Source organism: Paenibacillus sp. JCM 9796, assembly GCF_055379675.1.
On sequence record NZ_AP043723.1, the window covers coordinates 2,264,870 to 2,280,855 of the forward strand.

Here is a 15,986-nt window from a genome sequence, read left to right on the forward strand (position 1 = left end):
TAGCCTAATTTAGAAAAGGAGTGAAATCGAATGGCGTTTATGCCTCCGCCTGGACCACCACCTGGATCGACTGGACAACAGGGACCAGTATTCCCCCCTCCACCTTTTGAACCACCCATTTCTGCTTTTGCTGTTGACCCCAGAGCGATTTCCCGTTGCTTGCATCGAAACACTTTTGTTTGGCTTACTAATGGGAACCGCTTCTGGTTTTATCCAATTTTTGTGGGAGGTTTTTCGGTTACTGGTTATTGGTGGACCGGTAGGTTTTGGATGCCCTTGGTACTTGGCTTTAGAGAAATTAGCTCATTTTCATGCTTTTAAATTTTCCTAACTTCTGCATTCTGTCCGTTTTGATTTGTAAAAACGATAAGTAACCTCTCCAATCAAGGAGCCGCGTGGCAGTAGCTGCTCCTTTTGGCTTGCTCACAAAAACTTTTGCACTTCATATTTTTCCCCGATTTGCTGCAAAGGAACTTTCCCCGTCCTATGCCTTGTACACTTATCTGAACGAAACAAATCCTTGGCGACTAAGGCATACGCCCGTGTCCAGATTGGAAATCCACCATATATATGTATTAACCTATAGAAAGAGGTGAGACCATGTCTCAGGCTGCTATTCCTAACCACACGATGACCTTGGATCAAACGGTACCTCTCTTGCTGGCTTCCATTGCTCAGGAGGAGTTTGCGCTTGCGTATATTATGAATGCAGAGGCAGAAAGATCGCAATTCCTAGTAGGAACTTTAACAACCAAGGCGGATGGCGCTGGCGCCAGCTTCTCGCCGACCGCTGTATCTTTATCCGACCTGCTTGCATTGAATGCCAGCGTGCGCAAAACCTTGCAGGATGTCATCAACAAAGACATGCTTCTGCACTACCGATTTGAGAATGTATTAAATCTCATTCAGGCAACGCCTAAAAATCGCTAATCGGGACATAACCAGCCAACCTATCGAATAGGAGGACACCCGGACCGGTTACCCTGAATGACTACAATACGTAATCTTGAGCATCCTATCATCAGTCAACAACCGGTGCCTCTGTCCTGCTCTTCCTGTTATCGATCGGACTTCGCCAAACCTCTTCACTCTCGGTCATCCACGGACTCGCGGAAGGGGCATGACCGGGAGCGAAAGCTGTAAGCAGCTTGCGCTTCTTTTCGTAGTAGCCCATAAGCTGAGTCATGGTGTACACCAGATATTCCTGCCGGGAATTACCGGGGGCTATATGGGGGATCAGGCTGCGCACATTCCCTTGAAGCATCTTTTCTTTGTCCGCATCCCATCGCAGCCCGTCTTCGCCAAACTCCGATTGATGCCGCAACAGAACATGGAGCTTCCGGTACAGTATGCCCTGAAGATCAGTTACAACATGCAGCAAGAAGGCTGAGGTAGCCTCTAATGTATTGATGCTGCTGGATTCAGGGCTTTGGAACTTTCGCTCCCCGGACACTTTCGCCAGCAAGGCGGCGGCGCCGAGCATGTGGAATACGGCATCTTCCATGGAAAGATGCGAACGGCAGCAGCTTTTGAAGCTATTCTGTATGCTGTTCAGCAACGCACTCGTCCCCTTTACTCTTCATCCCATTCTTCCTGAACTTCAATCTGCAAGACATCCTCCAGTTTCTTAAGCAGCAGCCATTCCTTCATGACAATCGTTTCCATCATGCGGTTAACGGATTGGTTGACGGCTACTATTTCTTTGCTTGAAATAAAAGAACTATCTTTATATTGCCCGACGAACATCTGTATTTTTTCAGCCTCGGCATGAATTAAATGCGATAATGCCGTTTCTTCTAATGCAATAGATGCCAACAGATCGATTACGACTTCTTCAAGCGAGGGCCTGAACTTTTCTTCAGGAATTTGCGGCATACTCACAGCAGTCATCCTCCTTGCATCATATGATTCAGTGTATGATGAAGGTGTTGTAGGCGTCACACGATTTATAAGATTGTCTATGCCCCGGAATCGGAGCATCACTTCTTCCGGATTTCAAGGACATGGCCGTTCGTATCCTCGAACAGGATATAATCCTTGCTGTCCTTATCCGGGTGGTCCAAGTAGTTAATCCGGATGATGCTGCCGGCCTTTTTCCACTCGGTCATAGTCCAGTCAACCTCTCCGTTCTTGCCTTTGGAATCGCTGGATGCCTTCCATCCGCTGCCCGCCATTTCCAGGTCATAGTAAGCTTTGGCCGCCACCAGATCTCCGTCATTCAAGACGTACGAAGCTTTGCCCGGACTGGCTTCCATGGACGGAAACCAGGGCAGGTCGAAAGTCTTCGGTTCAGCCTGAGAGCTCGGCCCGCAGCCGGATATAACGGTAACAAATGCGGAGATGATGAGATAGAACTTTTTCATAGATGAACACAACCCTTTCCATCGTTAATAATCTGGCAAACTTGATGATTTAAGATTTCTTTCTTCTACATTTCGTCTGTCATGGCGCCTTGCACGGTGGCCCGCGCGAACGGGAGCCCCTTGAGCTGCTGCAGATCCTTGGCCGTCCCGGTGACGACAACCCCCAGAATCCGGATATCCTGGACCGTAGGTTCGGACTTGCCGGCACGCAAGTAATCATACAGCTTCTGAAATTCTTCGCGGTATTTCCTGCTTACTCTCAATCCGTTCTGTACCGCGAGGATGAAATCTTTCTCGCTGCCGTCCCCTCCTTCCAAGCCGCGGTCTTCAGCCTTAAATCCGTACACCGCCCCCGCATGTTCGGGGGACTTCCGCTCATCAACCGATTGCTCATCATAAGCATCCACCCAGTACCACTGCGCATGTACACCGTTCGGAAGCATGCCCTTGATCTGCTCTACCGTGTAAGGTTTATCGAAAGATACGGCGATCTCCGCAACCTTGTTCTCCTTTCTGTCGAGCTTATCGACGTCCTGGGCTATATAGGGATAGGGATGAGAAGGCAAGTAAAACCGCAATTCCCTTTGCGCCGTCTCTGCATTGAAGCTAATATGAGCCTCCTCCAGTCTCTGCGTGTCACGTTCGATTGGAACGGGTCTATTTAATGGATGAAAGGTGTTCCACATCGAATATTCATACAAGCGGTCCTCCCATTTAACCGGCTGTCCTTCGATCAGCTTATAGCTGCGATACTGAACGGTATTTCGGAAGAGTCCCTCACTCACCGTGGTGCTCTGCATAACCTCCACATTGGGCTGGGTAATGCGCTTCATCACGGCGATATCCCGCTCCAGTTGGCCGCGGCTTACTTCATTTAGTAAATATCCTCTGGCTCCGACATATCCGGCTAACACGATCATCACGACCAACGCGGATATCCCGGCTTGTCTCCCTATGCTCTTTCTCTTCGCTTTCTTCAGCAGCCCGTCCATCCGATCGCTTCCCAGCTCAAATTGATCATCCGTGCTCATGTTGAACCCTCCTATATAGTTGCTGAAATTGCTGCCGCGCCCGATATAAAGACATTTTCACTACCTCTTCCGTGGTGCTGAACACTTCGGCCATTTCCTTATAACTAAAATCGCATTCGTATTTCAAAATCAGCATGTGCTTATACTTCGGGTTCATTTGCTCCATCGTGGCCTGAATGTCTTCTTTGCACTCGTGGTTCAACACCTCATCCTCCAAGGAACGCTTGCTTATGAACTCCAGCGTTTCTATAGGAATTTCCGCTCTTCTTTTTCTCTTCCGGACCAGATCGATGTACTGATTGTAAGCTACCCGAAACATCCATGGACCGAGACGGTCGCGATCCAGCTCATGAAGCAGGAGGATGACCTTACAGAGCGTATCTTGAACCACATCCTGAGCATCTTCATGGGATACGCCCATCTTCCTCAGATAGCGAAAGATGCTTGTTGCTTTTTCCTTCAATACATCATCTAATGAATCCACCTCATACCGTTCCTCCTTTCTGAGTAGAACACGAATGAAGCCCGTTTATGTTAACACCTTTTTGCAAAAAAAAGGAACCTGTTCGCCAGGATCACACTTAAGCGCAGGTAACGTCCAGCACAATAAGCCCGCTGATCGTTTCTCAGCAGGCCCCGCGAGTTCGCTTTATCCAGTTTTCCCCACTCATCGTATCTTTCGCATAAGCCTACAGCCGCGACTTTCGGATCACGTGGTGCATCACCTCCGAAAAAACCAGACCCATGGCGATCGCCCCCGACAACATGAAGGCTTTGGCTGCCAGCTGCACGGCTAAATCATACTGGTTCTCGACCACGTTCCGCATCGTATCATAAGCCAATCCGCCGGGAACTAACGGGATGATACCCGCCACGCTGAATACAGTGATGGGGGTTTTATACATCTTGGCAAAAAATTGGCTCGTCACCGCAACAAAAAAAGAGGCAATCATCGTGGCCAAGATCGGATCGGCGGGAACCTTCAGCAAGGAAATATATAACAGCCAGCCGAACATCCCGACAAAGCCGCACTGTACCAGCGTCCCCTTAGGAACATTGAAGAGGATTGCAAAGGCCGCCGAAGCAATGAAGCTCATCAAGAGCTGTTCGCCGATCATCCGATCCCCTCCCCGCTGTAAAAAGAAAGAACAAAGGCGATGCCGGCTCCAATCGCAAATGCGGTTAAGAACGCTTCCGCCCCTTTCGAAACCCCGGAAACAAAATGCCCGGCCATTAAATCCCGGACGGCATTGGTAATCAGAAGTCCCGGTACCAGCGGCATGACGGAGCCGATGATCATGTTATCCAAATCATGACCGAAACCTGTTCTCAAGAACAAATAGGCCGTCGAACCAATGATTAAAGACGCCAGAAACTCGGCGAAAAACTTAATCGGCACCCATCGGTGAAAATAGACCAGGAAGGAAAAGCCCGCTCCTCCGCATAGAAAAGTAGGGATAAAATCACCCCATGCCCCGCCAAACATGATTAAAAAGCAGGCGCTTGCCACGGCTGCCGCTGCGATTTTGAACCAAAGCGGATCCCCGGGGTTCGCCCCATCGATTTCTTCCAATAACCGATAGGCCTCCGTCACCGATAATTCCCCCTGGCTAATTTTTCGGGAAATGGCGTTCACGACCGTAACTTTACGCAAATCCGTTGAACGTTCGGATATTCGGATTAATCGGGTTGTCTGTTCCGGTCCGTCTATCGAAAATATAATCCCCGTCGGGGTTACAAAGCTGTGAGCATGCCGTACACCGAATGCATCTGCAACGCGTGTCATCGTATCTTCCACCCGGTACGTTTCCCCGCCGTTCTCCAGCATGATCTTGCCGGCCAATAAACAGACTTGCGCGATCTCATAGGTTGAATTGGATAGTTGATTCATTCGCCAGCTCTCCTGGACTACAGATACTTTCACGACTGAAGGGAAACCTGACCACGAACGTTGTTCCTTCCCTGCCTGATTGTTTGACTTCTAACCTGGCCCTGTGCCGTTCCGCAATGGAGCGGGACACGGCAAGCCCGAGGCCGGTCCCCGTTTCCTTCGTCGTGAAGAAAGGATTGAATATTTCTCTACGGACTTCAGGCGGGATTCCCTCACCTTCATCCGATATTTCTAAAATAATTTCTTCGGCCTCCGTATAAGTTTTGAAGGTTAAATGCCCGCCATGATTCATGGCTTCTATCGCATTCCGACTCAGGTTAAGCATCAATTGCCGAATCTCTTGTTCATCCAACATCAAATCGGGGATCGTCCCTAATGCGGCGATAATACATACATCCCCCTTACTAGCATCGGATTCGATTAAAGGCAGCATGTATTCAATGATGCTGTTTAGATTATGTTGTCGTTTCTCGATAAATTTATTATTCGCCAATGAAAGATATTGTGAAATGATGGCATTCGCCCGGTCCAGTTCACTAACCATTAAGAGGAACGTATCTTTATACGAACCCCAATCTTCTTTCTCCATCAGTAACTGCAGATATCCCTTCACCGTAGTCATCGGATTTCTTACTTCATGAGCAATACTTGCCGACATCGAACTAAGCAAATGATATGTATCGATATGAATTCCCGTTATATCCCGGCCGATCGCATAGATAAGCTGCGCTTCCCGATTGACTGAGCACGTCCATTGAATCCACTTGTAGGTTTGTTCCACATTCCGATAGCGGTTTAAGAAGGACACCGTCGCTTGTCCCCGGATGAGCTTCTGCACTTCCAACGTAGAATTATCCACATCGTCAGGATGAAGGCAAGCGAACACTTGTTCCAGTGAGGTCCATGATTCATTTTCCCCCAAAATTCTTGAAAACGAATGATTGACTTCGACAAGATTACCGTTGAAATCAATGATCATCATGATATCTAAAGATAAATCAAAGAAATCCCGAAAATGATCCACAAGATCCCCTCCGTTACCGAATTACAACTTCTGCAATTTTCCGCCGACACTATATATACCTAAAGAAAATACGATAAGGAATATGTTGATTTTCCCTTCGCTTTCATCATTCAATTATCAACCTTAATGATACTTGTTAACCGCATAAATGGTTTATGATCTATATGGTAAACGCCTATAATATATAAGCTCTATAAGGCGACCGGATACCGTTCCCGTAATGAAAGAGCCGAGGAAAACAGGGGGCAACCCCCGATTCCCGCTCGGCGCGTGAATAAGTTATGTAAGCTTGGGACAAAACGGTAATTTGCTGAGGTTATTTCGGATAACGACGGGGAAGGCTTCAAGCCTCCGCTACGGAATCCGTAACAAACCGGTTCACGATGGTTTGCAGGCGATGAGAGAGCTTCGCCAACTCCTCAACGGAGCTGTTAACCTTATCCATCATGAGTGCCTGTTGACCGGACTTCTCCGAATATTCCCGGGTCACTTCATTCACACCGGCCGAATAGTCCTCGATTCGTTTCATGGAAATGTCCATCTGCTCGCTGCCTGCAGCCATTTCCTCTATGCCTGCCGAGATGTCCTGGATCATGCCGTTGATTCTTTCGATCCAACCGTTCATTTGCCGGAACGCCTCTGAGACTTCGCCCACCTTCTGCTGCCCCTCATTCATTTCGAGGATCCAGGCCTGGCTGGATTGAAGAAGGCTTCCTGTATCCTCCTGGATGTAGGTAACAACGCTTCGCACGTGGTCTGCGGCACTTCGGCTATGCTCGGCCAGCTTACGCACCTCATGAGCAACTACAGCAAAGCCGCTGCCCGCTTCCCCGGCCCGTGCTGCTTCGATCGAAGCATTGAGCGCCAGCAGGTTCGTTTCTTCCGCTATATTTTTGATTGTGGCGATAACGGTGTCAATTTCTTTGGAGCGGTCGGCCAATTGCTCGATCTTGCTTTCGGTTTCCCGTGATTTTTGCTCGATGAGCTGCATTTTCTCCAAGGTACCCTTAACGGAGGTTTGTCCTTGATTGGACAGCATCTCCATATCCGAGGACAGGTTGCTGACTTCATCGATGCTCGCAGCCATCTGCTTCAACCCGGCGGACATTTCTTTAATCACAACGACATCCTCATGAACCTTCTCTTTTTGCTCCCTGGAGTGATCAGCCGCCCGTTCCAGGCCTCCGTAAATCTCCTGGGAAGATTGGGCTGTCGTCAATGCGTACTCCCGGATGCCATCGGATACATGAGAGAGCGTGCCGACCGTTTGCTTCGTTTGGGACACAATAGAGGCGACGCTTTCCCTCATAATCTCAAACCCGTTAGCCAGCAATCCAAGTTCATCCCTACGCTGGATCTCGACAGGTTGGGATAGATCCCCTTCCTCCACACGCTTAAATGCCTTCAAAAGCTGGCGGATAGGCTGGACGATCGAATACGTCAACACAAGTCCCATCACACTGAAAATAATAAGCGATACGACCATCAAAATGAGGGTGCTCCGCTTCACTTCCTGATGTTTATCAATCGAAGATAGATATTTGGACTCCGCTTGCTGTTGATTCGTCTTGAGCAGCTCCTGGAAGATTTCTTCAATCCCTTCTTCCTTGGCCAAGAGCTGCTTATCAAACATCGATTTGGCCTGCTCCATCTGATTTTGGTTCACGAGTTGAAACACATTGTTAACGGTCGGCTGGAACGATTCCCACAATGAGCTTAACAGCTGCAGCTCGTCCTTCTCACCCTGCGTTAAAGATCCGTTATCCAAAGCGCCCAGTTTTTCAGTCACACTTTTCGTTTCCAAATCGACTTTCTCCAATTGCTTCTTTCTTGAATCCGCATCCGTCACCAGCAAATAACTGCCTACGGCGGTGTTGATCCGATGAATCGAGCCGGAGAGCTCATTCAGCTGCTCAACCATGCTCAAATTATTTTCATAAATATCAACCAAATTGCTGTGAATCGTCTGTGTATTTCTCAAGGAACCGATATTAGCCACTATGAGAATGATTAAAAAAGCAATAAAACAAACAACAAATTTCACAGGAATTTTAAGATTATGAAACCATTTCATTTGAAGTTTGCCTCCTATATAGAAAACTGATAAAAGTTGAAACACTCATAGGCGGGCTCCCGAATGGGAAACCCGCCTGGAATCTACTACCCGCCGAACAAGTGAGGCAGGAACAAGGATACCTGAGGGAAGTACGTTATGATGATAAGCACAACAAGTAAAACTAAAAATTGCGGCAACAAAGGTCGAACCATTTGCGCCAAATTGACTTTCGCAATCGAAGAAGTCACGAATAAGCAAACGCCAAGCGGCGGTGTAATCATGCCGATCGTCAGGTTAACCACGATGATGACGCCCAAGTGAATCGGGTCAATGCCGGCTGCCAGAGCGATAGGCAGGAACAGCGGAGTAAAGATGGTCAACGCCGAGATCGTATCGATGAACGTTCCCGCAATCAGAAGTACAATGTTGATCAAAAGCAGGATTACCCACTGCTGATCCGAGATGCTGCTTACCAGCGCTCCGAGTTGATCCGGAATGTCGTGGAATGTAAGCAACCAAGTGAACAGCGTCGCATTGGCGATGACGAACAAGATCGTTGCCGAGCTGAGCGCGGAATCAAGCAGTACCTTCCGCAGCTTTTTGAAGTTCAGCTCCTTATAAACAAAGGACCCGATAATCAGCGCATAGATGACGGCGATGACACCGGACTCCGTCGCGGTAAACATCCCGGAACGGAAGCCGCCTATTATAATAACCGGGAGTAGCAGCGCCAGGAACGCATCCTTGAAGCCGGCAACAATCTCCTTGCGGGAAGCCATCTTATCCCGTCCGCGAATGTTGTTTTTCTTACCGTAATAGTACACATAGATCATGAGTACGGCAGCCATCAGAATCCCCGGTGCGACACCTGCCAGGAACAAATCGCCGATCGATACGCTGGCCATAACGCCGAACAAAATGAACGGGATCGACGGAGGAATAACGGGACCGATGGTGGAGGCCGAAGCGACGAGAGTCGCCGAGAATCGGCGGTCATACCCCTGCGATACCATGGCCGGAATCAAAATACCCCCGATGGCAGCTGCATCCGCTATCGCCGAACCGGAAATGGCGGAGAAGAACGTACAAGCCAGTACGGCGACCATGGCCAGACCCGCCGGCCAATGGCCGACAAGCAGCGACGCAAAATCGATGAGGCGCTTGGAGATGCCCCCCACCGTCATAATTTCACCCGCCAAAACAAACAAGGGAATAGCGACCAGCGTGAAAGAATCGATGCCGGAGAACGTTTTTTGGGCAATAATAACCAAATCCGTATCGGTCAGCCATAACCCGACCAGAGAGGTAATACCAAGTGCGAACGCAATGGGCACCCGAAGGAAAAAAAGTACGAACAATAAGCCTAGAAGCCAAATCATGCTACTTCGCCCCCTTGCCGTTTCCCGCGAACTTCTTGGGCAAACGCCTTAACCAAGTAATACAGCATCAGCACGCCGGAGATTGGCATGATGATATACATGTACATCAACGACACTTGAAGCGTCGGTGTCGTTTGCAATTTGGAGTTCATCGTGTGAACCCAGCCGTAATAGGTGAAGAACGCGACGAAAGCAATCGTAACCACATATCCGACAGCGGTCACCGCAGTGCGGATTTTCGGCGGAAGCTGATTAATTACGTCAACATTCAAATGACTGTGATATTTCGTGCCGAGCACGGCGCCGATAAAGGCCATATAAGCAAACGCAAAGCGTGTGACTTCCTCTGTCCAAGGCGTTGGAATTTTGAGTACAAACCGGAACAGCACTTGCAGAAAGGTAACAACGACAACAACGGCCAGACAGCTGCCGGCGATGATCTCGAGCCAATGACGAAGCCATTTCATAACGGGATGTCCCCCTCTCTTCTTAAAAAGAAGGATACCAAAGTATCCTTCTTTTTCTTTTTTTAACAAACGTTATCAGATTCGCTTACTTCGCAGCAGCTTTAATTTTTTCGATCAAATCTTGCGGTACTTTGTCAGCTACAGCCTTGGATACATCCTTCGTTACAGCTGTAAACGCTTCGGCATCCGGCTTCGTAATGTTGACGCCTTTCGTTTTCAGCTCTTCCAGAGATTTGGTTTCAGCATCGGCAAGCGTTTTACGTGCAGAGGCAGTCGCTGCTTGTACCGCTTCCTGGACCCATTGTTTCTGTTCGTCGTTCAAGGAATTCATAAACTTTTTGCTCGCAATAACAGCTGCCGGAGTATAGGTATGGTTCGTCAGCGCCAATTGCTTTTGAACCTCGTAGAACTTCATGGACATAATCGTGGCGATCGGATTCTCTTGGCCGTCGACAACCCCTTGCTCAAGCGCACTGTACAGCTCGTTAAAGTTAACAGGCGTCGGGTTAGCCTCTAAAGACTTCATAAACTCGTTCCATACCGGAGCCGGCTGAACGCGAATTTTCAAGCCTTTCATATCCTCCGGCTTCACAACCGCTTTATTTTTAGTTGTCACATTACGGAAACCGACTTCCCAGTATCCGAGGCCGACCATACCTTTTTCATCGACCTTCTTCAGTAAGGATTTCCCGATTTCACCATCCAGCACGCCGTACACATGCTCTTTGCCCTTGAAGAGGAACGGGATCCCGAAAACGTTCATTTCCGGCACGACATTGGCCAGGGAGCTGTCAGCAGCTAACGTCGTCATATCGATCGTGCCGTTCTGCACGCCTTCAACGGCGTCCTTTTCGGAGCCAAGCTTAGCGTTAGAGTAGATTTTAACCTCCATGGCGCCCTTGCTCTTTTCTTCCAGCGACTTTTTAAACGCTTCAGCCGCAATATTGTACTGGTGCGTGTCCGAGCCGGTATGAGCGAGCTTAAATGTCACTTTAGGCGAATTCGCCGTTTGATTCCCCGCTGCCGCATCCTTATTATCGGTGCTCGAACCAGAATTGGAGCCGCAGCCCGCCAGCAAACCAGCCATCAATGTAGCGCTCAGAACTATCAAACCTGCTTGTTTTTTCATTTTTCTCATCCTCCTGATTGGCATGTTTTTTTATGATTAATAAAGATCAAATCTCTGATCATCGAAAACAGGAATTCGTTTGCGGATTTCATCCACTTTGGCCAGATCGATGTCAATCACATAGACCTGCTCCGTGCCGTCGCCTTCGAGCAAAACCTCGCCCCACGGATCGATAACAAGAGAATTCCCCGGGAATGCAGTCTCACGGCTTGTCCCGCAGCGGTTAACGGCAATCATGTAAGATTGGTTCTCGATCGCCCTGGAAATGACGAGCGTTCTCCAATGGTCTACCCGTGCTGTCGGCCATTGGGCCGTATTGATGATCACTTTGGCACCTAAGGAAACCAGCTTGCGGAACAAGAGAGGAAACCGCAGATCGTAGCAAATCATCGTCCCGATACCCGTACCCTCATAATCAAACAGCCCGAAGCTATTGCCGGCCTTCAGATATTGATCCTCGTCCATCAGACGGAACAAGTGCACCTTGTCATACCGCAATACTTCATCGCCGTTCCGGTCGAAAACAAGCATCGTATTGGTGATGTCCCCGCTGCCTGAATCTTTATAAAGAACGCTTCCGCCCACAATCATGACGTTATGAGCTTTAGCGTAGGAGGAGAAGAGGGCTCTTGTCCTTTGACCGTCGGCATCCGCAAGGGCGTCGCCTTGTTCCAACGCATAGCCTGTGTTCCACATTTCCGGAAAAATAATGACATCCGGCGATTGAGCCATCGCTTCATCCAGGAAGCGCTCGACTTTCCGGTAATTCACTTCCGGCTCCCCGATTTGTACGTCCATCTGAACCAATGCGACCTTCATCGTTTAACCTCCTGTAATAACCGAATATTCGCCCCTCAAGCTCCGGCCCAGCACGGGATCGGATATTTCATATTCAAATTTGCTTCCGTATACGAACCCTTCCAAGGTCGGTACCGTTCCGGAGAAAAAGACGGTATGGGAAATGTCCGTATACCCGAACTCCTCTAATTTCTCTAACAATTTCGAGAATGGAAGCAGTGCAGTAAGGTCGTGCTCCTGATACAGCCGTCTTCCCCCTTCATCCGTGATCCAGGAACGAAGCACCAGTTGATCCCAATGATCCTCCACATCTTTAATTCTCCAGAATGTGGTGATGAAAGGCTTAGGACAGGCCGCTTTAGATTTAGCGATATCTTCTTTCTCGAGAAGACGATCCGTATGATCGCTGCCGATGGTCAGCAGCCAGTCGTCGCCGTCATGGTAAACCACATATTCCACTTCGCCGGATGTTTCCTTGCCGGGAACGGTAATCGTCTGCTCGTTTGTCAGTACGCTGATGTCTTGCGGATATAAAGCTGGAATGGTCGGTGGCGGAGCCACTCCGATCTCGGCAAGCTCATGAATATGCTCGTGCACCTTCTCGATATCTCTGCCCATGTAGCCCATAACAAGCACTTTTTGAACCACAGTCTCTTTCTTCGTCATGCTTCCGTCTTTTTCTTGAATGGTAATTGGATAAGTGCGCATTAATCTGTCTCCTTTTTGGACTTTAGGGAAGCTAGAACAGCCGTCCGTGTGTGTATGATATGTTCATGCATGGCTTGCTTAGCGAGCTCCACATCGCGCTTCTTCAATTGTTCGATAATCGCCCGATGCTCCTTCAAGGTTCTTTCCACCCGGTCTGTCGTATCCAACGCCACGATACCAAACCATCGCATTTGATCGCTTAATGTGTGCATAAGCTGGATTAATCGATCATTGCCCGTTAATTCAGCCATATGCATATGAAAATCTTTGTCCATCAAAATAAAGGATTGGTTATTCCCTGTGTGTCTTTCCTGCTGCACAAATATTTCTTCCAGCCGCTCGATGTGAGCGTCCGTGATCTTGGGGATCAGCAGCTCTACAACAAGGGCTTCATTGGCCCCCCGAAGCTGCAGCACTTCTTCGACGTCCTTCTCCACAATATGGCTGACGAAAACTCCCTTTCGCGGAACAGACTTCAACCACCCTTCCATCTCCAGCAGCTGGAGAGCCGCCCGAAGAGGGGTACGGCTAATCCCCAATTTCTCGGAGAGGTCCCGTTCGTAAAGGACATCCCCTTGAGCAATCACATGATTGATAATTGCATTCTTGATTTCATCATAAGCATGATCCCTAAAGGATTGGGGTTGTTGAATTTTCGTAAATTCCAAGGTTATGATCCCACCTTCAGATTGCAACTTGTAAGTATTTGAAATGCCACATCTGGTATGTGGTATACCAACCGGACCGAAAATAAGAACCGTATTACGCTGTGGCATCTTTCATTCGTTCGAATGAATAATGCTCTGCTTCGTTCCGAGTTGGATTGATACAAATATAACGGATGGCACATTTCGTGTCAATATAGTTATCATTTATTTTAGAAAAATACTACAGGAATCGTTTTCATTCCGTTATGACCATATAAATCAGAGTTTTTATGTTATATTACTTCACAAAAAAATAATTATGAATCTGCATTTCGAACTCATTTCGCGTAATAACGTACTTCAAACAGTTTACAACCGTTCGGAGTTATCCATGGACCGTGCTTCATTCCCGGCGGGCGGCAGGCCACCATGCCTTGCGTAAATTCCTGATTGAGCGTCAAATCAATCATGGATCCTTCGATGATGTAAATCTCCTCCCAATAATCATGAGCCTGCACACCGTTCGGAGACGTATCCGTTCCCGGAACATAGCTAAGAATTCGTGTAACCATTCCGTTATCCGGATCTCTAGCGATGATTCTTTCCGTTATTCCTTCGATTCCGCCGACTGGAAGTTCTTCGAATTCATGATAGTCGATAAATTCCCGTTCTGGTTTGGCCATCGTCTGGTTATCCTCCCGCCGCTGATCATGATGCTGGTATGTGGTATACCAGTTCGGAAATAACTAAACATTCAAAATTTCCAGAATCCTCTAATAGTAAATGCTGAAATCAGTATATCTTCCATTTTTAGTCATGTCAATACTTTTTATAACCGCTTACAAGGAGCGATTGGATACCTGTTTCCACCATGCCAGGCAGCCATGTTATCATTGTTTAAATGACCGTCCCTTTACCGGTAGACTGCTATCCATAGGCGATCGGCCGCCCCTTTGACTAGAAAGAGCGGCCGAAATGCCTGATATCCCCTGCGCGGTAACTTATGGCATCAGGTGGATACTTATTTCATCAATACGTAAACATCTTCATCATCCGCTTCGACGGGAAACCCTCTCAGCTTGACCGACGCATCCACCAGGTGATGGCCTGTTTTGAGATCGAATTCCCAGCCGTGCCAAGGACATCGCAAAATCTCTTGATCACGGCCGTGCTCGTATTCATATACCATCGAAGGCAGACGCGTCCCGGATACCCGGCCGACACAAATAGGTGCTGCCGCATGCGGGCAAACGTTGCGCCACGCATAATACTGGCCATCCACCAGGAAAATCCCCAGCTCCATCCCTTTAACCTCTACGATCAGTCTCCCTTTTTCACGGAGCTCTGCGACTTTGGCTACTGCGAATTTATTCATCCCGCTTCTCCCTCCGTGCCGGCTGCATCGACTGTTTGATCCAAACCGTACAGCTGAATGGCATTTTTGGCACCAATTTTTTCTCTTAGCTCGCGCGGAAACAAGGAGAGCACCATTTTCGGGTTATCGTAGTCCCAGTGCGGATAGTCGGAAGAATACATGATCATATCCTCGGCGCCGCTCATTTTAATAATTTGAACAAGGTGTTCGGGATCGGCAGGCTCCTCAATCGGCTGTGTCGTAAGTACTACATGCTTGCGGATGTATTCGGACGGCAGCTCCTTCAACCAGGGCACCGTATCCCGCAGCGCCTTGTAATTTTTATCCATACGCCACATCAAATGGGGAAGCCAGGAGATTCCCCCCTCGATGGCGACAAATTTCAACTTGGGGAACTTCTCGAAGACGCCTTCGCATACCAAGCTGTTCACTTGCGACATATAGTTAATTGGAATAATATTCTGCCATTCCATATAGCGGGTCGGGTATCCGGATGGCGTCGGAGGATACGAAGGACCGATTCCTTCGTTGCCCGGATGAATGGCTACCGGCAATCCGTGCCGTTCAGCCGCTTCGTAAATCGGATGGAAGAACCGCTGTCCGAGCAGTGTTCGCGACACGCTGCACATCATCACTTGAACGATATCGGGATGGCCGGCCAGCCGCTCGATTTCTTTGACTGCTGCGGCCGGGTCGGTATGGCTAACCAGAATCGAGCCTTTATAACGAGGGTCGGCTTTCAGCCAAACTTCATTCTGCCAATCGTTGTGAGCCGACGCTACGGCATTGGCGTAATCAGGATCGTAGTTTAAAGAAATGCCGATCATGGAAGCGTTCCCTGTCAAAATCGCATAATCGATTCCATACTTATCCATGTGGTGTTTCAATGCGAATACGGGGTCGCTGCCGGGTTTGCTGCCTATATCAGAGATGGCGTCCTTCCGGATATACCCGACGGAGCTCCATGGTTTTCCGCCAACGCCGATCCCGCTCTCTAACCATTGTTGATGAAATGCTTTTGGTAAAAAGGGAAGGAGATCTTGGGGACTGGAAAGATCATTGTGAAAGTCTGTATCAATCAATCGAGGGGCTACACCCATTTGTTTCACTGCTCCTTC

Annotated in this window: 19 protein-coding genes; 1 reads left to right on the plus strand and 18 read right to left on the minus strand. The window is 48.6% G+C overall.

All coding sequences use genetic code 11. The annotated features are described in order from the left end of the window. Nucleotides 1-600: 600 nt before the first annotated feature. The gene (locus tag ACZ439_RS10795; RefSeq protein ID WP_054795758.1) at nt 601-930 is read left to right on the plus strand and encodes an alpha-helical endospore appendage domain-containing protein; all 330 of its coding nucleotides are present in this window, start codon (nt 601-603) and stop codon (nt 928-930) included. 91 nt (nt 931-1,021) lie between these two features. On the opposite strand, the gene ACZ439_RS10800 is transcribed toward ACZ439_RS10795, so the two are convergent. The 18 genes from ACZ439_RS10800 to ACZ439_RS10885 form a co-directional block, all read right to left on the minus strand. Then, nucleotides 1,022-1,558, minus strand: a complete 537-nt coding sequence (locus ACZ439_RS10800; RefSeq protein ID WP_054795757.1) for a hypothetical protein — start codon at nt 1,556-1,558, stop codon at nt 1,022-1,024. A 14-nt stretch (nt 1,559-1,572) separates the two neighbouring features. After that, nucleotides 1,573-1,875, minus strand: coding sequence for an alpha-helical endospore appendage domain-containing protein (locus tag ACZ439_RS10805; protein ID WP_230876189.1), 303 nt, complete (start codon nt 1,873-1,875; stop codon nt 1,573-1,575). A 104-nt stretch (nt 1,876-1,979) separates the two neighbouring features. Further along, a complete protein-coding gene (locus ACZ439_RS10810) occupies nt 1,980-2,363 on the minus strand; it encodes a hypothetical protein (protein WP_127606722.1) in 384 nt (127 codons plus the stop codon). A gap of 65 nt (nt 2,364-2,428) precedes the next feature. Continuing rightward, on the minus strand, nt 2,429-3,394 hold the full coding sequence (locus ACZ439_RS10815; protein WP_054795755.1) for an anti sigma factor C-terminal domain-containing protein: 966 nt from the start codon (nt 3,392-3,394) through the stop codon (nt 2,429-2,431). Continuing rightward, nucleotides 3,381-3,878 carry an RNA polymerase sigma factor gene (locus tag ACZ439_RS10820; protein WP_054795754.1) on the minus strand — a complete coding sequence of 166 codons (498 nt, stop codon included), beginning with the start codon at nt 3,876-3,878 and terminating at the stop codon, nt 3,381-3,383. Before ACZ439_RS10820 ends, ACZ439_RS10815 begins: the two co-directional genes overlap by 14 nt. A 205-nt stretch (nt 3,879-4,083) precedes the next feature. Next, nucleotides 4,084-4,512 carry a threonine/serine exporter family protein gene (locus tag ACZ439_RS10825; RefSeq protein ID WP_141334112.1) on the minus strand — a complete coding sequence of 143 codons (429 nt, stop codon included), beginning with the start codon at nt 4,510-4,512 and terminating at the stop codon, nt 4,084-4,086. Continuing rightward, complete coding sequence (locus ACZ439_RS10830; protein ID WP_464621005.1) at nt 4,509-5,285, minus strand: threonine/serine exporter family protein; 777 nt, start codon at nt 5,283-5,285, stop codon at nt 4,509-4,511. The genes ACZ439_RS10825 and ACZ439_RS10830 overlap by 4 nt, the downstream gene beginning before the upstream one ends. Next, nucleotides 5,257-6,309: an ATP-binding protein gene (locus tag ACZ439_RS10835; RefSeq protein ID WP_054795753.1), complete on the minus strand. Its 1,053-nt coding sequence runs from the start codon at nt 6,307-6,309 to the stop codon at nt 5,257-5,259. The genes ACZ439_RS10830 and ACZ439_RS10835 overlap by 29 nt, the downstream gene beginning before the upstream one ends. 343 nt (nt 6,310-6,652) lie before the next feature. Continuing rightward, a complete protein-coding gene (locus tag ACZ439_RS10840; RefSeq protein WP_201317633.1) occupies nt 6,653-8,383 on the minus strand; it encodes a methyl-accepting chemotaxis protein in 1,731 nt (576 codons plus the stop codon). Nucleotides 8,384-8,469: 86 nt separating this feature from the next. Then, the gene (locus tag ACZ439_RS10845; RefSeq protein WP_155614998.1) at nt 8,470-9,744 is read right to left on the minus strand and encodes a TRAP transporter large permease; all 1,275 of its coding nucleotides are present in this window, start codon (nt 9,742-9,744) and stop codon (nt 8,470-8,472) included. Further along, a complete protein-coding gene (locus ACZ439_RS10850; RefSeq protein WP_141334108.1) occupies nt 9,741-10,211 on the minus strand; it encodes a TRAP transporter small permease in 471 nt (156 codons plus the stop codon). Before ACZ439_RS10850 ends, ACZ439_RS10845 begins: the two co-directional genes overlap by 4 nt. A gap of 85 nt (nt 10,212-10,296) precedes the next feature. After that, the gene (locus ACZ439_RS10855) at nt 10,297-11,340 is read right to left on the minus strand and encodes a TRAP transporter substrate-binding protein (RefSeq protein ID WP_127606706.1); all 1,044 of its coding nucleotides are present in this window, start codon (nt 11,338-11,340) and stop codon (nt 10,297-10,299) included. A gap of 36 nt (nt 11,341-11,376) precedes the next feature. Then, nucleotides 11,377-12,159, minus strand: coding sequence for a carbon-nitrogen family hydrolase (locus ACZ439_RS10860; RefSeq protein WP_127606704.1), 783 nt, complete (start codon nt 12,157-12,159; stop codon nt 11,377-11,379). Between the two features lie 3 nt (nt 12,160-12,162). Then, the gene (locus ACZ439_RS10865) at nt 12,163-12,846 is read right to left on the minus strand and encodes a DUF2848 family protein (protein ID WP_054799116.1); all 684 of its coding nucleotides are present in this window, start codon (nt 12,844-12,846) and stop codon (nt 12,163-12,165) included. Next, complete coding sequence (locus ACZ439_RS10870) at nt 12,846-13,514, minus strand: GntR family transcriptional regulator (RefSeq protein ID WP_054795748.1); 669 nt, start codon at nt 13,512-13,514, stop codon at nt 12,846-12,848. Before ACZ439_RS10870 ends, ACZ439_RS10865 begins: the two co-directional genes overlap by 1 nt. Nucleotides 13,515-13,831: 317 nt before the next feature. Further along, nucleotides 13,832-14,176 (minus strand): cupin domain-containing protein, encoded by a 345-nt coding sequence (locus tag ACZ439_RS10875; protein WP_054795747.1) that lies wholly within the window; start codon nt 14,174-14,176, stop codon nt 13,832-13,834. Between the two features lie 338 nt (nt 14,177-14,514). Then, nucleotides 14,515-14,868, minus strand: a complete 354-nt coding sequence (locus tag ACZ439_RS10880) for a Rieske (2Fe-2S) protein (RefSeq protein WP_054795746.1) — start codon at nt 14,866-14,868, stop codon at nt 14,515-14,517. Next, nucleotides 14,865-15,968: an amidohydrolase family protein gene (locus tag ACZ439_RS10885; RefSeq protein WP_127606700.1), complete on the minus strand. Its 1,104-nt coding sequence runs from the start codon at nt 15,966-15,968 to the stop codon at nt 14,865-14,867. The genes ACZ439_RS10880 and ACZ439_RS10885 overlap by 4 nt, the downstream gene beginning before the upstream one ends. Nucleotides 15,969-15,986 lie beyond the last annotated feature (18 nt).